The sequence below is a fragment of the Secundilactobacillus mixtipabuli genome, assembly GCF_002217925.1.
GTDB lineage: Bacteria > Bacillota > Bacilli > Lactobacillales > Lactobacillaceae > Secundilactobacillus > Secundilactobacillus mixtipabuli.
The window spans coordinates 15672-33589 of sequence record NZ_BCMF01000002.1 but is presented as its reverse complement, the minus strand read 5'-3'; the positions used below and the strand labels follow the sequence as shown (position 1 = coordinate 33589).

Sequence of the window (17918 nt, the reverse complement as noted above, 5' to 3'; positions counted from 1 at the left end):
AATAGTGGCGCTTAACCATTTTTGGTAAGCGATATAAATGGTGGTGGATTTCGTTATGGTATTATCTTCGAAACAGGAACATCAGTATTTGTCAGCTAATCAGGCGAGTGATCAGTCAGCTACTCAGCCGAAACGAAAACGGCTGACCTGGTTAGATATTGCCAAGGGAATCGGCATGATTGCGGTGGTTTGCGGCCATAACATGCCGGGCTACATTTTGCATGTTCGGGAGAATCGGTACTGGTATGATTTTCTTTACTGGTGGCACATGCCACTATTCTTTTTGATTGCCGGTTTTTTCGTGCGGCCAATCGATTTAAGGGATATTCAAAAGGTGATCGCTTTTTTCAAAAAAAGGGTCAGTCCCGTACTGCGGAGCTATTTTGTGGCCGGAATTCTATTGATTATTGCCTATAAGTTTATCCATAATAAATCCATTACATATAGTGCAATCTACTTCTTGGATCTTTTCTACGGGGGTCAGACCTTAGCACATTACACAACGATATTTTGGTACCCGGAAACTTACATTTTGGGTATTATTGGCACGACGGTCATTATTAGTGTGGTTAAATTCAAGACGTTACAGTTACTAATTGCCGCGTACTTTATCTATTGGTCGACAAGCTATACTCAGATCACAGCCTTTAAATTCTTTGGTGTTGTGACGGCTCCGTGGGATATGGACGTCGCTGTTTTAGTCATGGCGTATATGCTGATTGGTTACAATTTATTCTACTTCGGTCAGCATTATCTAACCAAATGGGTGATCTTTTTGCCATCAGCAGCTGCAGTTGGCTGGCTATTTATTCAACGGAAGGAACTGAATTTTTCCTTCGGTCTTTTCATGCGCAGTCACCAATTTTCAGGCATTTATCACAACGTTATTGTTAGTCATTCTCAATTGGCGTTGATGGTGGGCATTATTCCAATTCTGTGCTGTTTTACCGTTTTTGGCCTCAGCAAAATGATTGCTTATCCGCTAAAATTGAGTTTGTCATCTGCGACAGTTCTTTTTTGGCCACTTCGATTCGTTGCCAGAATTTTGCAGGTGACGGGCAAACACACTTTGATCATTATGTATATGCACAAACTGATCCTGGATATTATTAGCCGATTGCAATTAACCGAATCGTTTTGGTTACAGGTAGGCATCGCTACGTTGGTGCCACTCCTAATTGGTGTCGGCTTTAGACACTTTAATTGCGGTGAGCTGATAAATGCGCAGCTGGCCCGTTTGAAGGGCACTCTACTGATTAAGAAGCAGGAAAGTAACAAGTTATAATCTGTAGTTTAGGCAAAAACCGATTCTGGAACTGAGAATCTGTTTTTGCTTTTTTAATTGGCACACAAGGTTATTCAGATTAAGTGACGACTCTTTCAATTCCTTTAATTTTTCTCAATTTCCTATCTACTGAGCCGCAACGTCTGTATAGTATGAGTAGATTAACAGTTTAGATTGGAGTGGGATTAATGGCAACTATGACTTGTCCGCAGTGCGGTCATATCATTCCGGCAGATTCGGCTTTCTGCCCAGACTGCGGGTTTAAATTGGGCGACAATATGACCCAGTCAGCGTCCCGTTTAGCTCACAATGATGACGCGCAACTACGTCGGTCCAAGAGAATGACTAACAGTTGGCAACAGCGGCTCATTCCGAGTTTATCTCACCTTAAACAAGTTGGCAGATTCACCTTGGCCAATGGCTGGTTGATTCTGGTGGCTTACGCAGCGACTTTAATATTGAATGAGTGGCGCTGGGAAATCTTCGGCGTTTTTATCGTGATTGCTTATTGTTACCCGTTGCTTAGCGGCAAACAGTCATTTTTCAATTCAAGACAGCAAAGGGTGGAACAACCGGCTAGTCAGTCAGAACCTAGACAAGCTGAACGGGCGACTTCACAGGTTCAATACAGTGATTCCGCCAAGCCCCGTCGTTTTCGGTTTCACTCAAATGGTGAATTCCAGGTGGGGAGTGTCCTGATTATTCCCAGCTTACTTGGCTATTTGATTACCAAGCAAATGCTCAATAAACGGGGAATTGACAGCAGTCAAATCTTTAATCAGACTGGGTTGGGATTCACTGCGGACGCCTATTTTATTTGTTTAGGCGTTCTCGGGATCGCCACGGCAATGGTCCTTGGTGGTACCGTAAAAGCATTAACTCATCATGCATTTGGTGGTCATCAATTAAAGCGGTGGGGGATTGTGACCGCTGTATTAACGATTCTATTTGCGATAACCATGTATCAAAATGCCACCACGGCAACGACAATTGGCTCGTTGGTTAGTTCAATTGGAGCGGTTGTAATACCATTTTTACCGTGGCTAGCAGCAATTTTCTATGCGTTGGGGATTATCAAAAATAGTTTCACTCCGCAAAGAATGGTTTAAAGCATGATATAAACTGCATTTTGTTTCTTATTAATAACATAAAAAACCGTATTCCGAAAAAACGGAATACGGTTTTTGTGTATTAAATTTTGGAATCTACCAAGTTTGTATCATCATTTCTGAATTTAATGATGACGCTGCTTACCGGCATTACGATTCCGGTTACGGTTGTCTTGTGACGCGGTACTTGGTTGAACGGGTGATTGTGATGATGTTGGTGCTGTTTCAGCAGCAACAACTGGTTTTGGTTTCACAATCTTAGGCGGGTTCTTTTTCATTTCAGCTTCGATTTCACGACGAATCCGTGGCCGGTATAAATTAATAATCAGCGTTTGGACACAAGCAAAAATCCCACCAATGAAGAAGTACAGTCCTAAACCAGCGGAAGTCGAGATCGTGAAGAACAGGATCATGACGGGACTAACCACCATCGTCATACGCATGGCTTTACGTTGGTCAGCAGGCATGCCGATCATTGAAAGATATCCCTGAAGCAGATACGCCAAGAATGACAAAACGGCTAGTAGGATTGAAGATTTCCCCAGTGGTATGCCCATAAAGGTGGACGATGATAATTCTGGTGAGTACTGAATGGCAGCGTATAAGGCTGCGAAAATTGGCATTTGGATCAGCAATGGTAAACAGCCGATACCACCAGTCATACTAATCCCATTTTGACTGTAAAGCTGCATCATTTCTTGACCAATCGCGTTCTTTTCTTCAGTTGTTGTGGCAGCTTTTTGCCGTTTTTGAATTTCAGTCATTTGTGGTTTGATAGCTGAAATTTTTTCTTGCTGCACCGTTGAGTTACGTAATTGACGCACCATCACAGGTAGCAAGACCATCCGAACCACCACTGTAACGACGATAATGGCCCAGCCGTAAGAATGGCCCAGCATGTTGGCTAACCATTCCATAACGTGCTGTCCTGGAACGGCAAGGTAATCATACACCAGTCCGTAAGGTTTACCGCTCTTGGTACGCTGAACACAGCCGCTTAGCAGTGGCAGCAGAACAGCTACCGCAAGTCCTAGTTGTAAAGGTTTTTTTGATTTCATTTACTTTAATTCAATTCCCTTCTAAACAAATTCATAATTATAATATAGTAGCGAAGTTTTCTAAAGATGACAACATGATAAATACTACTTGATATGAAGGGCTTTTTCAATCAGTAATAGCAAATTTTTCAAAGTGTTCAATTTTTTTACTATCAACCGTAACTTTGCTTACTTTGGCATACGGTGTTGGCGATTGTTTTAAAGCCTGTATAAAGGCGCTTAAGCTAGCATCTTCTGCTTGAGCTCGAACGGTGACAGAACCATCCCGCTCGTTTCTGACCCAGCCAACCACGTGCAGCCGGTTGGCTAAACGGGCAGTTGTCCAGCGAAAGCCGACACCTTGCACCCGCCCGTGAATTGAAATTATGACAGATTTCATCATTACACTCCCTAATCGTGATATTATGTACCATGGTATCAAAAATTCGAAAGAAGAGGCAGTACATGATCGAAGAAATTACATCAACACAAAACGCTAAAGTCAAGAAATGGCAACATTTAACCACTAAAAAAGGCCACCAAAAATTTCACCAGTATTTGGTAGAAGGCTGGCATATTGTTGGCGATGCAATTACCGCTGAACAACCTGTTGTTCAAATTATCGCAACGGCTGAACAATTAAACCTCCATGAACACCAGCTGCCAAGTAATGTGGAGACGTTTGAGATTACGGATGAAATTGCCAAAAAACTGTCTGACACGGTGACACCGCAGGGGATTTTTGCCGTATTAGATATCCTAGCCACTGAACAGGTGGATCCTGAAACAGCTACCGGCGCTTGGTTATTATTAGACCGGATTCAAGATCCTGGCAATATTGGCACAATGGTTCGGACAGCGGATGCAGCCGGTTTCAGAGGCGTTGTTTTTGGTAGTGGGACATCCAGCCGCTTTACACCCAAAGTTGTCCGAGCAATGCAGGGCAGTCAGTTCCATATTCAATTGGTTGAAGCAAACCTTGAGGATTGGGTCAAAGCTTTGAAAGAGCGGAATATTCCGGTTTATGGTTCCGCATTGGATGAAAACGCCGAAGATTATAACACGGTGACACCTCAATCAGAGTTCGGCCTGATTTTAGGCAATGAAGGTCAGGGAATGTCTGAAAAGCTGATGGGTCAAACCACGACTAATTTGTACATTCCGATTAAGGGTCAAGCAGAATCACTGAACGTTGCGGTTGCCGCGGGTATACTGATGTTTAAACTGAATCAAAAATTGGCATAAAAGCCTTGACTTTAGAGTATTTTGCTTGCAATATGATGTTACATTAAGTATAGTTTATTCAGAGTAACTTACAAAAAGTAAAGGAAGCGTTGTATGACACGAAATGATTGGCGCCAAGACACAGAATACGTTGCTTTAGTCGGTGATCTGCTGGCTAAGCCAGAAGTCCAAAAACTGGCTAACTACACCCAGCACCATCACTCCAATCGGTTAGATCATTCAATCTCCGTTTCTTATGATAGCTATTTAATTGCCAAAAAACACCATTTAAACGTTCGTGCTACGGCGCGGGCAGGATTGCTGCACGATTTATTCTATTATGACTGGCGGACAACTAAGTTTAACTTAGGCTCGCACGCCTTCATTCACCCACGGGTGGCTTTACGAAACGCAGAAAAACTAACTGAACTTAGCCCCATGGAAAAGGATATCATCCTTAAGCACATGTGGGGTGCGACTGCCGCACTACCTAAGTATCGCGAGAGTGTGATTGTGAGCTTAGTTGATGATAAGGAAGCCGTTGTCGAGTTCTTATCACCGATGAGAAAGCGCGTGATGGCTTGGCGGAAACGTAATATTGACCGCGTATTAAATTTATTAGACAAGTAAGCTGGACTAGATTAGGGGTGTTTACATGGATCAAGTCGTTGACAAGACCATTGACGCTACTCAATTCGAACTTTGTCCGAAGTTTGAGTGGACGTTTTCAATTTTAGGAAAAAAATGGAATGGGCTTATAATTGACGTATTATTAAATCTCGGACCTCAACGTTTTAAAGACATCGCTAATAAGGTCAGCAAGTGTTCTGACCGGGTGTTAGTTGAGCGCCTGAAAGAGTTAGAAAATGATGGCATCGTTATGCGTAAGACCTACAAGAGTTCAGCACTGATTGAATATTCACTGACTGAAAAGGGTCAAGATTTAGCAGATGTGATGCGATCAGTTCATGGCTGGTCAGAAAAATGGTGTGATAAACAAACTGCACCTAAGGTTGACCAATGTCACCAACCGCTGTAAACTAGTGATTGTGTAAATTGAACAAATGCAATGACGAAAGATTAGTAATTCTGAAGCAATCACAGAGAAGCAAACGTTTGGTGGGAGTTTGCGGTTTGTTAAGAATGAATTCACTTTCTAAGCAGAGGTTGGGCGTTACAGTTGTAACAAAAAATCTTCCGGTTAATTGACCGTTATTAAATTACCGAGTGTACTTTATTTAAGTAAACAAGGGTGGTACCGCGAAAGCTTCGTCCCTTTATTTTGGGGACGGAGTTTTTTTATTTTGTTAAGGAGGGTCAGACATGACACTGAGAGACCAGCTGGAGAAGATCCGGCAAGAACGGAAACAAGACATCAAAGACGTTGTTGATCTAAAAAAATTAGATTCACTGCGGGTAGAACTATTAGGTAAAAAGGGACCAATTACGCAGGCACTTCGGGGTATGCGTGATTTACCTGCCGACGAGCGGCCAACCTTTGGTCAATTCGCTAACACCGTCAGAGACGAACTGCAAAGTGCCATTGAAACACGTCGCGATGAGTTGAAAAAGGCCATGCTTAATAAGCAGTTGGCCAGCGAAAAGATTGACGTCACACTTCCAGGCAAGCCCGTAGCACAGGGACAGCCACACGTTATCCAACAAATCGTTGACCAAATTGAAGACCTGTTCATTGGGATGGGTTATCAGGTCTTATCTGGGCCAGAGGTTGAAGAAGATAAGTACAACTTTGAGATGATGAATCTACCAAAGGATCATCCGGCACGGGACATGCAGGACACGTTCTACATTACTAAAGAGATTTTAATGCGGACACAAACGTCGCCAATGCAAGCCAGAACCTTGGAAAAACACGACTTTAGCAAGGGTCCGTTAAAGATGATTTCACCCGGGGTGGTTTATCGGCGTGATACTGATGATCCAACCCACTCTCACCAATTCCATCAAGTGGAAGGTATCGTTATTGACAAGCACATTACAATGGCAGATTTGAAGGGAACTTTGGAGCTGATTGCCCACGAACTTTTCGGCAACCGTTTTAATATTCGTTTACGCCCAAGTTATTTCCCGTTCACGGAACCTTCTGTTGAAGCAGATATTACCTGCTTTAACTGTGGTGGAAAAGGCTGTGCCGTCTGCAAATATACTGGCTGGATCGAAGTTTTAGGTGCTGGTATGGTGCACCCGAACGTGCTTGAAATGGCTGGCGTAGACTCTGAAGTTTACGGTGGTTTTGCCTTCGGACTTGGTCCTGATCGGTTTGCGATGTTGAAGTATGGTGTGGATGATATTCGGAACTTCTACTTAAACGATGTTCGGTTCCTCACCCAATTCTCAAAGAAAGGATAATCAGCTAAAATGAAAACTTCTTACAGTTGGTTACAAGAATATTTAGACATTCAAGTTTCACCAAAAGATTTGGCAGAAAAAATCGAACGTTCATCAGTCGAAGTTGATTCCGTCACGCGACCTAGCGATGGCATGAAAAAAATTGTGGTTGGTGAAATCAAGTCGCTGGCACCTCATCCAGATTCAGACCATTTAAAAGTTTGTCAAGTCGATGTTGGCGAAGACGAACTTTCACAAATCGTCTGCGGTGCGCCTAACGTTCAGTCCGGCAAGAAAGTCATCGTGGCTTTGCCAGGTTCACGAATTGGCGGCAACGTCAAGATCAAGCGCTCCAAAATGCGCGGCGTCACCTCTAATGGGATGATCTGTGCCCTTGACGAAATTGGTTTTGAAAAAGACGTTGTGCCTAAGGAATGGGCAGATGGTATTTACTTCTTAGCAGATGATGCGAAAGTCGGTGAACCCGTATTCCCATATCTAGGTATGGATGACTACTTGATTGACGTTGACGTGACGCCTAACCGTGGTGACATGTTGAGTATTTACGGTGTTGCTCGCGACTTGGGTGCTATCTATGATCAAACACCAAAACTAAATCATCCTAAGGTCGAAGAAGTTGCGACACCTGCAGCTGGCAAAGTGTCGATTGATGCTAATAAAGACCTAGCACCGATTTATAAAATGCGGATCGTTGAAAACGTCAAAATTCAGCCAAGTCCCCGTTGGCTGCAAATTAAATTATGGAACGCCGGTGTTCGACCAATCAACAACGTGGTCGATGTGACCAACTATATTTTATTGAAGTACGGTCAACCCTTACATGCTTTTGATTATGGCAAGGTATCTGGTTCAACGATTCATGCCCGTTACGCTCAAAAGGGCGAAAAGCTGACCACCTTGGATGAGGAAGAACATGAATTAAACGAAAAAGACATTGTGATTGCCGATGATCAAAAGCCGATTGCTTTAGCCGGTGTTATGGGTGGTCTCAATTCTGAAATTGATGATCAGACGACGACAGTTGCCATTGAATCAGCTGTTTTCACACCAACATTGATTCGGAAAACGGCGCAACGCCACAACTTGCATACGAGTGCCTCACAACATTTCGAACGTGGTGTGGATCGCGGCGGTGTTGAAGAAGCCGTTGATGCAGCTGCACAAATGATGCATGAACTTGCGGGTGGTGATATTTTAAAGGGTATTGTTACGGGTGCTAGTTACGATGTCAAAGATGAAATTGTTAACGTCACCCTTTCGCGCATTAACCACGTCTTGGGCACTGATTTAAGCCTTGACCAAGTCACCGATATTTTCAAGCGGTTAGGCTTTGGCGTGAAACTGGCTGGTGAAACTTATACGGTCAGCGTCCCTTCAACGCGTTGGGACATTCATATTACCGCTGACCTGCTTGAAGAAGTTGCCCGCATTTACGGTTATGATGAGATTCCTTCAACCTTACCAAGTGGTCCAACCACGGTAGGGGCCTTAACAGAAAAGCAAAAGCTGATTCGTGACTCGCGTCATGTCCTTGAGTCATTAGGTCTGAACCAAGCTATTTCCTATGCATTAACGACTGAAGATAAAGCCAATCAATTTATGATGCGTGAAAGTTCAGAGACCCATTTGAGCTGGCCAATGACGGCTGATCACACCACTTTGCGGATGAATTTAATCAGCGGTTTACTGGATGATGTCGCTTATAATAATGCACGGCGGGTCAAAGATGTGGCACTGTATGAACAAGGTCGGGTCTTCTACAAAGATTCAGCCGACCAAGTTCGGCCAAGCGAGCATGAACACATTGCTGGTGCGGTCAGTGGTCAGCTGGTTGTTGACCCGCTGAAGAATGCCAAGAACAACAGTATTGACTTCTATCAACTGAAGGGAATCGTTGAAAAGTACCTAGAGAACTTAGCGATTAAGGGTGATGTGACATTCGTTGCTACGGATCGTTATCCTGAAATGCACCCAGGTCGGACTGCCGATATCATGATTCACGGTCATTACGTTGGCTTTATCGGCCAAGTTCACCCAACAATTGCTGAAGCATACAAAATCAACCAAACCTATGTCTTTGAATTAGATTTGGATGCTTTGATTGAAATGCCAAAGGATATGGATCAATTCGAACCAATTTCTAAATACCCGGTTATTACTCGTGATGTTGCTTTGTTAATTGACAAGACAGTGACTAACGCGCAGGTTTTGGCCCAGATTCAGAAAAAGGGTGGGGCCTACTTGAAGTCGGTTGAGCTGTTTGATATCTATGATGGTAAGAATTTACCAAATGGCAAACAGTCGTTAGCCTATACCTTAACTTATCAAAACCCGAATGCAACGTTGACTGATGATGAAGTTAACCAAGCTTTCGAAAAGGTTCAAAAAACGCTTACCAGTGAATTGGGAGCAGAAATTAGATAATGAGTTAAGGCCATTTGATGGTGAGTATCAACCCACTGATTGAGGCCTTCCACATTATCCCGTACCATAAATGCCTATTCAAAAAACGCTAGAACGTACCATAAGAGCTGTTCTAACGTTTTTTGCTTTGAAATCAAATTGCGATGTCTTTCAAAATTGTTAAGTTCATCAGATTTTTACTGCATTGACACTTAAAATCTTGTATAATAGTGCAGATATTGAAAGAACGGAACGGAGGAAATACTTTGGATAACGACAAGCAGCCCACTTCCACTCAGCCGGGGAAGAAAAAAATGTCGACCGGACAAAAAATCATTACAGGTGTCGTCAGCGTGTTAGCATTATTGCTGATTATTAGTGGTGTCGTTTTCTACAACTACTTCCATTCAGCACTTAAACCGCTGAATCCTAAGAGTCAGGAAGTTGTCCAGGTGGATATCCCGATGGGAGCCTCAAGTAAGCAGATTGGCTCGATTCTGCAGGATAAAAAAATCGTGAAAAACGGCTCCGTTTTCAACTATTTTGTTAAATCGCATAACTATACTAATTTTAGAGCGGGTTATTACCAGTTGAAAGCATCAATGACCTTAAATCAGGTAGCTAAACGCTTGCAGCAAGGCGGTACGAGTGAGCCGATTCAAAGTACTAAGGGTAAAGTTTTAGTTCAAGAGGGCGCTGGGATTGCGGATATTGCGAAGAAAATCTCGTCGACAACCGACTTCAGTCAATCAGAATTCTTGAGTTTGATGAAGAATAAAGGGTATATGAAGACGTTGGCTAAGCAGTATCCAGAGCTGTTATCCTCCTCAATGACATCTAAGGGTGTCCGTTATCACCTGGAAGGCTATCTATATCCAGCGACTTACACTGTGAATAAAAAGATGTCCCTTAAAGGGTTAGTTAACCAAATGGTGGCACATACCAACGAAGAATTGTCGCCTTACTATAAAAAAATCAAGAAACAAAAACTGACCGTTCAGCAGGTGATGACACTTGCGTCACTGGTTGAACGAGAAGGTGTTAGCCAATCATACCGGCGTCAAATTTCTGGTGTCTTCTTTAATCGAATCGACCAGGGTATGCCGCTTCAATCTGATGTGGCTGTTGAATATGCGATTGGTCATCATAAGCAGCACCTTTCCGTAAAGGACCTGCAGTCCGATTCACCGTACAACCTTTACAAGTTCTCAGGGTACGGGCCTGGGCCATTCAACAACCCGAGTATGTCGGCCATTCAAGCGGTTTTGAATCCGTCTGATCGGAGTAAGGGCTACCTTTACTTCGTAGCTAATACTAAAACGGGCAAGATTTATTTTTCAAAGACGTTGAGTGAACATAATCAACGTGTTGCGTCGTTATCAAAGGTTAATAATTAGTAATTTTATATTGAAGGGATCAACTAACTCATGCCAGTACAACAGTCAAGACCAGTAATCATCGGTGTTACCGGTGGTTCTAGCAGTGGGAAGACCACTGTTAGCCGCGCAATTTACGACCAATTGCAAAACGAATCAATCATGATTTTGCAGCAGGATGCTTACTATAATGATCAAGCCAATATGACAATGGCCGAACGTAAGGCTGTCAACTATGATCATCCGTTGGCATTTGATACCGATTTGCTGATCAAGCACATCAAACAGTTGCGTGATAACCACGCCATCGAAAAGCCAGTCTATGATTACACACAGTATACGCGAAGCGACCAGACGATTCATCAGGAACCTAAAGATGTCATTATTCTCGAAGGCATTTTGATTCTTGACGATGAACGGCTGCGTGATTTGATGGATATCAAAGTCTTTGTGGATACGGATGACGATATTCGAATCATTCGTCGAATTGAACGGGACATCAAAGAACGTCAACGTGATTTGGACGGAATCATCAAACAGTATCTGACCACGGTTAAACCGATGTACCATCAATTTGTTGAACCGACTAAGCGTTATGCTGATCTGATCGTGCCAGAAGGTGGCGAGAACCAAGTCGCTATTGATCTGTTAACGACAAAAATTCGCTCAATCTTGAACCAAAAGAAAAATGGCCGTCCTAAACAGTCATAGAATTTACGAATGATGACTTAGCGCTTGCATGAATGGCTTTCACATGATATTGTAAGCGACGGAAAACAAAAAAATGTAATGAGGTGCTATTTTGGCTGAACAAAAAACGTATCCAATGACCGCCGATGGTAAGGTCAAGTTGGAAAAAGAATTAGACGATTTAAAGATGAACAAACGTCCAGAAGTGATTAATCGCATTCAGATCGCTCGTAGTTTTGGGGATCTTTCAGAAAACTCTGAATACGAGTCTGCCAAGGACGAGCAAAGTATGCTTGAAAGCCGAATTTCGACGATTGAGCACATGTTGCAATATGCTGACGTTGTCGACAGCAATAATACAGATAAAGATGAAGTGTCTGTTGGCAAGAAAGTGACTTTTAAGGAATTGCCTGATGAAGAACCAGAGGCTTACACCATTGTTGGTGCGGCCGAAGCGGATCCAATGGCAGGCAAGATCTCTAACGATTCGCCAATTGCACAAGCTTTATTAGGACACAAAGTTAATGAAGAAGTGACGATTGCCATTCCAGCTGGCGATATGAAAGTTAAAATTCTGAGCGTTGAAACGGCTTAGGGATTTCACAAACATTTACCAGATTAATCAAAAGGATCACTCTGTATAAGAGTGGTCCTTTTGTTCGGTTTATGGCCATTTTGAGTGAAGATGATGCCACTGCTAAAAGCCGAAAGCTTGCACTTTTGTGAATTCTAGGGTATAAATGAGGTAAATGAAAGCGCAAACATTTTTTGCAAACGAAGGAGACACGTCGTTATGAAAATAATTATTACCGATCAAGCGAGTGAATGGTTTCATAGTGAAATGGGTTTGTCAGATGGTCGAGGATTAAGGTTCTACGGTAAGGTTTATGGGAATACCCCCGTTCATGAAGGCTTCTCACTTGCAATGACACCAGATGATCATCCTGAGAATCCCTATGCGATTACTAAGAAGGATGGGGTTAACTACTATGTGCCCGAAGATGACCGCTGGTTCTTCAAGGGCTATGACTTGATCGTTGATTATGATCCAAGCCAGGACGGGCCTAAGTATAACTACGTTGAGAATAGTGAACTATAAGCGTTAGTTTCAAACTTATTTTCAGTATGAAAGTTAAAGTAAAATAGCCGAGTGATTACATTTTTGCAATCACTCGGCTATCTTGATTTAAATTTAAAACAAACGGGACCTGCGCTTTTTATAACTGACGAACGCACAAATAACTAAACTGATTAAGGTAATGATGATACCCACGTTTAACATCGGTGGCCAATAGGTAAAGTGAACGATGTGCTGGCCTCGTTGCAATTTCACAGCCGTAAAAATTCCCGCTACTTTAACGGGTTTAACTGTGTGGCCATCCACTGTCACGTGCCAGCCTTTACTGTATGGGATCGTGGTCATTAGCGTTGCTTTTTTGGATTGAACGCTAACTGTGCCGGCTAAACTGCTTTGATTGTGCTGCGTTACTTTTAATGGGTGAGCGGCCAGCTTCTTCTGGCCGGTTAAGAATTGCTGGTTATTAAATTGATAAAGGGTGAAGTTTTGCAGCCACAGGGTACTTTTCTTTAAAGTAAGCTGCAGTTTGACGGGTTTATTCTTTTGATGATCGGCAATATTGACAACGATTGTGTTCCGGTAAGTTGGATATTGCGCCAGCGGGTGATTATTGAGTTTAATTGTGACGTTATCGTCATTCAGATTTGACCCTAAAGTCAGGTAGTAGGCATTGTCTGTTTTAGGCGTGAAATTAAAGGTGATTTCGCCTGGTTTAAACAGATTTGCCTTTTGGAGAATAGCGCCAGTCAATTTCGTTTGCTGTTTAACATTTTGAAAAATGACGTGATCAAAGTTTTGGGCACTGTATAGGTGCGTGTCCTTAGGGTTGCCGGTTAAACTAGCCCACAGGTTCGCCTGGTATTGTGTGGGATCTTTCGTAGGGTTATCTAAGCTTAAAATGTGGCTGCTGGAAAGAAATCCCAGTGGTAACGCATACGGATTTTGATAAGTTGAGATCAGGCCATCTTTGCGAATTTTCTGGTAATCAAGGAGGTCAGTACGGGTGGAAACTGGGTTAACGATATTGGCGGGAATGGTACCGGATTTACTTTGCCGATCAATGATATACTTCATATTCAGTAATGAATCGGTCAGCAAGGTGCCATTGGTATAAGTCACAAACCCGTCCCCATCTGGTTCACCCAGATTACCCATGAAGGTTGGCATGTCTTTTTCCAAAGTGGAAGAAAAAACCGAGCCACCATTATATTGACCTGATAAGGGATCGTTTTTGGTTCGCATAAAAGTGGGTGTCATCCGGTACCAGCTGTGATCATGATCGGTCACGTTGGCTGTTTGTGTTGATAGGACCTGCTGATAATTTTGAAATTCGGGTTTGGTGACGTAACTGATGCGATTTAGGCTGGTGGCTGCGCTACTTGACATTTCAATCACGGCAAATAAAACAAAAGCCACCTGATAAAACCACGGCTGTTTATTCGGTAAAGCAATCAAACAGAACGCCGCGATCAGTAGTAGACTGCCGATTAAAACCTGGTTCTGGCTCAAAAACGAAAAGTGCGAGACATTAACCCAAACATAGATGACAGTTGATAAACAAATTAAAACGGGTATGACAAGCTGTTTTAACGTGGGAGTAAATTCCGGTTGAAGCGCGTTAGCAGCAAGCCAGATTAGCCAAAAGCTCACAACAAATGAAAACCGATAAGGATACCAAATTGGAAACTGCATGCCATGCCACAATAAATCCAGTGGTTCGAAACATAATGATAGGGCTAAAAACGCGGTAATCAGGAAGGTTAACCACTTATTACGACGGGAATGATTTTGTTGTAAAAAGTAAAAGAGGGCACCCAAAACCATGATGCTGCCAATAAACAAATTGGGCGTTCCCTTGGGCATCTGGTTAAAATTGAAAGAACCAATGAAAAATTTCGCCAGCATTTTCGGTGGAAAGTACTCTAACTTGGCGGACCAATCTGTTTGCGTATACTGATTTTTACTGATGCCCAGCGAATACCAGGTTGGCAGCAACGTAACCGCCGCAAGGCCAGCGGCTAGCAGTGATCCGCCGACAAAGCGGTACAGGGTGGCCCAAATTCTTTGACCTGAATGAGTTTGTGACAGCCAGTACCAGAGGAAGAACAAACCGGCAAATAAACAAACCATGTAGGCCATGTAATAGTTAATGATGAGCAAGGCTGCGAGCCAACCAACATAGGTTCTCATTTTGCCCGTATCAACTAGCTGGATGATCCCCCAGATGATTAGTGGCAAAATGATAACGGCATCCAGCCACATCAGGTTAAGCTGATTGGCAACCATCCAGCCCATTAAAGCGTAGCTGGTTGAAAATGCTAAGACTGGTAAATGATTTTGAACTCTAGTCTTCATTAATAACCAGGCAAAACTCAGACCAGCAGCGCCATACTTAAAAATCGTGATCCAAAAAATGGCGCTTGGCAACGCACGGTCAGGGAAGAGCAGCAAGAGTAAGTTAAACGGGCTCATTAAGTAGTAAGTCCAAACACCAAACATTTCCCCGCCCAAAGCTTTTTGAAACGTGTAGAACAAGCCACTGGGATGACTCAGCAAAGTGTGCCGAAAGTAGGCAAAGAAGTCGACGTACTGCTGCCCAAGATCAACTGTCAATAAAGTCGAACTGCCGAAGGGTCCCATTCCTCGATAACAAAAATAAGCTGCCATGACAGTAGCGGGGATGATAAAGCTTAAGATCAGCAGTGACATTTTTTCATGTTGACGAATCCGGTGAATGAATGATTTCAAAAATAATACCTCCGAGAACTCATCAATCAGCAGTGAACGATGAGTCTAATTCTAAATATTTAGCATAGCATAAAAGTTCATAAAAAGTGTTAAAACCGTTCAGTGTTAATGGTTTCATTACTAAAATTCTGGTAGAATAATGAAGTTAGATAAGGAGCGTTTAAGACAGTGAAAAATTTCTTTAGTCGAGTTACTCAACACCAAACGTCTCGCAATAAGACCTCAACGACGGCTCAAATTCCGTTCAGAATGAATTTTTTGTTCATTATTGTGGGGCTTTTATTTGCGGCGTTAATTGCACAATTAGCATATTTACAAATTCTTCATGGCACGCAACTTAAAGCCGAGGTCAGCCGGACTGATAGTACCGTTGAAACGAACAACGTTCAACGGGGCATGATTTTTGATTCTACTGGCCGAGTCTTGGTTGGAAACAAAACCCATCAAGCTATCAGCTATACGAAAGGTGTCAACGTAATGGCACCGGATATGTACCGGACGGCTAATCGGTTGGGTGAATACCTGACTGTTCCAACGGGTTCGTTAACGCGCCGTAACCGTGCCGATTACTTCTTAGCTTCCGCGGCTAGGGCAAAACAAGTCAAGGCGAATATTCCGGGCATCAACAACGTTGCCCAATCGGACGCCTATGATAAGGAATTGCAATACCTGTATGCCCATCCTTCTGAGTTTAAATTAAGTCATCAGCAGAAGAATAATGCCATGATCTACGCTAGAATGAGTGGTGCTTATTCACTATCTACGACTTATATTAAGGAAACGGGTGTCACTAGCCGAGAATTAGCAGAAGTTGGTGAGCACTTAGGTGAAATGCCGGGTGTTAAAGTCGGCACGAGTTGGACGCGTGACTATCCATACGGCAGCTCATTAAAGAGTATCTTAGGAACGGTTTCTTCGGAGAAAATTGGTTTGCCTGACAATAAGGTCAATCAGTATCTGGCACAGGGTTATTCCCGCAATGATTCTGTCGGTCAAAGTTACCTTGAAGAGCAGTATGAACCCGTGCTGCGAGGCAGTAAATCACAAACGGACGTTGAAGTTTCTGGGACTAAGATCATGAAAGAAGTGAAGCGTTACGGTGGTCAAAAGGGTGATAACCTGCAATTGACCATCAATGCCGGCTTCCAAAAGAAATTGCAATCCTTAGTTCGTCAAGCTGAAGGCGGTGCCGGTGGTGTTTCAACTGGGACATACGCGGTTGTGATGAATCCTAATAATGGTGCCATCATTGGGATGGCCGGGGTTGATCGTAATCCAAGTAACCAAAAGATTACAAATAACGCTTTAGGTGCCATTAATAACTCCATCACGATGGGGTCAGTTGTAAAAGGTGCCATGGTTTCAGGTGCACTGATGGATGGGGTGATTACGCCATCCAATAATACACTGACTGATATGCCGATCACTGTTGGCGGAACTAAGAAAGCTTCTTGGTTTAACAAAAACGGTGGTCAAAACATGGCCGTCAATGCGTCTACAGCGCTGGAAGTTTCCTCTAACTCATACATGATGCAACTCGCCATGAAAGAAGCTGGCTTTAAGTATTCTGAAGGTGCTGCTTTAACGATGAATCCAAATATCTTCAATATTATGCGTGGTTACTTTAACCAATTTGGTTTGGGCGTTAAAACGGGTATTGATCTTCCTGGTGAAACCACCGGGCTTCAAGGTGCAACGACTAAAAAACATTTAGGTAACGCCTTGGATGAAGCATTTGGGAACTATGATGCCTACACGACGATTCAAGTCGCTCAGTACATGTCAACGATTGCTAACGGCGGTTATCGGATTCAGCCACACATTCTGTCGTCCATTCGTGGCACCAACAAGAATGGTGGCCTAGGCACGGTGAAAGCCACGGTTACACCGAAAGTCCTTAATTATATTGATATGACCCCTGCACAGCGAAAGCTAGTGACTGAAGGCCTCTACGATGTTGTTCATGGGACCAATACTTGGAAGACTGGTGGCGAGCTTGACACCATCAAACCAGAAATCTCTGCTAAGACTGGGACTGCACAAACTTTTTATAAGGGTACTGAAACCGTTACTTTAAGTTTGGCTTCTTATGCGCCTTCAACACACCCTCAAGTGGTGGTTGCTTTAGCAATGCCTAACTTGGACTACAATGCTGAAGATAACAACATGAAACTGGCTAAGTCAATCTATCAAGCCTATTGGGATACGGTTCAATCCACTTCAACACTGAAATCAAGTACGAATAGCGCAAGTACTCACGTTGTTCAGTAACTAACTGGTTTTCTATGCGTTAGCTGAACTACTTCAGTTGAATATTAGCTGTAAAGTAAATTTACTTAACAAATCTAACATTTAGACTGGTAATTAGTTTGAATAAATGATAAAATACTACGAGTTAAGGCTATTTACCAAATCATAAAAACGTAGGGAGGTCACAAGCCATGCGCGTACACATTACATTGGAATGTACCGAATGTCACGAACAAAACTACTTATCAAGTAAAAACCGTCGTAACAATCCTGACCGGGTAGAGCTTAAGAAGTATTGCCCACGTCAACACAAGGTGACGTTACACAAAGAAACAAAATAAAGGCATA

General features: G+C 42.9%; 16 protein-coding genes and 1 other annotated feature. Of the genes, 13 read left to right on the top strand and 3 right to left on the bottom strand.

The window, feature by feature from the left end; translation table 11 throughout:
* The first annotated feature begins 55 nt into the window (after positions 1-55).
* Together IWT5_RS01545 and IWT5_RS01540 are read left to right on the top strand one after the other, a co-directional pair.
* A complete protein-coding gene (locus IWT5_RS01545; protein WP_089108200.1) occupies positions 56-1285 on the top strand; it encodes an acyltransferase family protein in 1230 nt (409 codons plus the stop codon).
* 188 nt (positions 1286-1473) lie between these two features.
* Positions 1474-2394: a zinc ribbon domain-containing protein gene (locus tag IWT5_RS01540; protein WP_089108199.1), complete on the top strand. Its 921-nt coding sequence runs from the start codon at positions 1474-1476 to the stop codon at positions 2392-2394.
* A gap of 125 nt (positions 2395-2519) precedes the next feature.
* On the opposite strand, the gene yidC is transcribed toward IWT5_RS01540, so the two are convergent.
* Together yidC and IWT5_RS01530 are read right to left on the bottom strand one after the other, a co-directional pair.
* Positions 2520-3452, bottom strand: a complete 933-nt coding sequence (gene yidC / locus IWT5_RS01535) for a membrane protein insertase YidC (protein WP_089108198.1) — start codon at positions 3450-3452, stop codon at positions 2520-2522.
* Positions 3453-3558: 106 nt separating this feature from the next.
* Positions 3559-3831: an acylphosphatase gene (locus IWT5_RS01530; RefSeq protein WP_089108197.1), complete on the bottom strand. Its 273-nt coding sequence runs from the start codon at positions 3829-3831 to the stop codon at positions 3559-3561.
* A gap of 68 nt (positions 3832-3899) precedes the next feature.
* Here IWT5_RS01530 and IWT5_RS01525 point away from each other — a divergent pair, with 68 nt between their 5' ends.
* The 9 genes from IWT5_RS01525 (at position 3900) to IWT5_RS01485 (ending at position 12593) form a co-directional block, all read left to right on the top strand.
* Positions 3900-4676, top strand: coding sequence for a TrmH family RNA methyltransferase (locus tag IWT5_RS01525; RefSeq protein WP_089108418.1), 777 nt, complete (start codon positions 3900-3902; stop codon positions 4674-4676).
* 93 nt (positions 4677-4769) lie between these two features.
* Positions 4770-5285 (top strand): HD domain-containing protein, encoded by a 516-nt coding sequence (locus IWT5_RS01520; protein WP_089108196.1) that lies wholly within the window; start codon positions 4770-4772, stop codon positions 5283-5285.
* Between the two features lie 25 nt (positions 5286-5310).
* Positions 5311-5694 carry a winged helix-turn-helix transcriptional regulator gene (locus tag IWT5_RS01515; RefSeq protein ID WP_089108195.1) on the top strand — a complete coding sequence of 128 codons (384 nt, stop codon included), beginning with the start codon at positions 5311-5313 and terminating at the stop codon, positions 5692-5694.
* Between the two features lie 21 nt (positions 5695-5715).
* Positions 5716-5935: a binding site (T-box leader), on the top strand.
* A gap of 43 nt (positions 5936-5978) precedes the next feature.
* Positions 5979-7025, top strand: coding sequence for a phenylalanine--tRNA ligase subunit alpha (gene pheS, locus IWT5_RS01510; RefSeq protein ID WP_089108194.1), 1047 nt, complete (start codon positions 5979-5981; stop codon positions 7023-7025).
* Positions 7026-7034: 9 nt separating this feature from the next.
* Positions 7035-9449, top strand: coding sequence for a phenylalanine--tRNA ligase subunit beta (gene pheT / locus IWT5_RS01505; protein ID WP_089108193.1), 2415 nt, complete (start codon positions 7035-7037; stop codon positions 9447-9449).
* 245 nt (positions 9450-9694) lie between these two features.
* The gene (gene mltG, locus IWT5_RS01500) at positions 9695-10825 is read left to right on the top strand and encodes an endolytic transglycosylase MltG (RefSeq protein WP_439959072.1); all 1131 of its coding nucleotides are present in this window, start codon (positions 9695-9697) and stop codon (positions 10823-10825) included.
* A 30-nt stretch (positions 10826-10855) separates the two neighbouring features.
* Positions 10856-11515 carry a uridine kinase gene (gene udk, locus IWT5_RS01495; RefSeq protein ID WP_089108192.1) on the top strand — a complete coding sequence of 220 codons (660 nt, stop codon included), beginning with the start codon at positions 10856-10858 and terminating at the stop codon, positions 11513-11515.
* Positions 11516-11606: 91 nt separating this feature from the next.
* Positions 11607-12089, top strand: a complete 483-nt coding sequence (greA, locus tag IWT5_RS01490) for a transcription elongation factor GreA (RefSeq protein ID WP_089108191.1) — start codon at positions 11607-11609, stop codon at positions 12087-12089.
* 198 nt (positions 12090-12287) lie between these two features.
* Entirely contained in the window at positions 12288-12593 is a 306-nt protein-coding gene (locus IWT5_RS01485) for a HesB/YadR/YfhF family protein (protein ID WP_089108190.1), read from the top strand.
* Positions 12594-12686: 93 nt separating this feature from the next.
* Here the strand turns inward: IWT5_RS01485 and IWT5_RS01480 are convergent, their stop codons facing one another.
* Entirely contained in the window at positions 12687-15320 is a 2634-nt protein-coding gene (locus tag IWT5_RS01480) for a YfhO family protein (protein WP_225360182.1), read from the bottom strand.
* Between the two features lie 249 nt (positions 15321-15569).
* Here IWT5_RS01480 and IWT5_RS01475 point away from each other — a divergent pair, with 249 nt between their 5' ends.
* Both IWT5_RS01475 and rpmG read left to right on the top strand, forming a co-directional pair.
* Positions 15570-17591 (top strand): peptidoglycan D,D-transpeptidase FtsI family protein, encoded by a 2022-nt coding sequence (locus IWT5_RS01475; protein WP_089108415.1) that lies wholly within the window; start codon positions 15570-15572, stop codon positions 17589-17591.
* Positions 17592-17761: 170 nt separating this feature from the next.
* Positions 17762-17911 carry a 50S ribosomal protein L33 gene (rpmG, locus tag IWT5_RS01470; RefSeq protein WP_082593127.1) on the top strand — a complete coding sequence of 50 codons (150 nt, stop codon included), beginning with the start codon at positions 17762-17764 and terminating at the stop codon, positions 17909-17911.
* Positions 17912-17918: the final 7 nt, after the last annotated feature.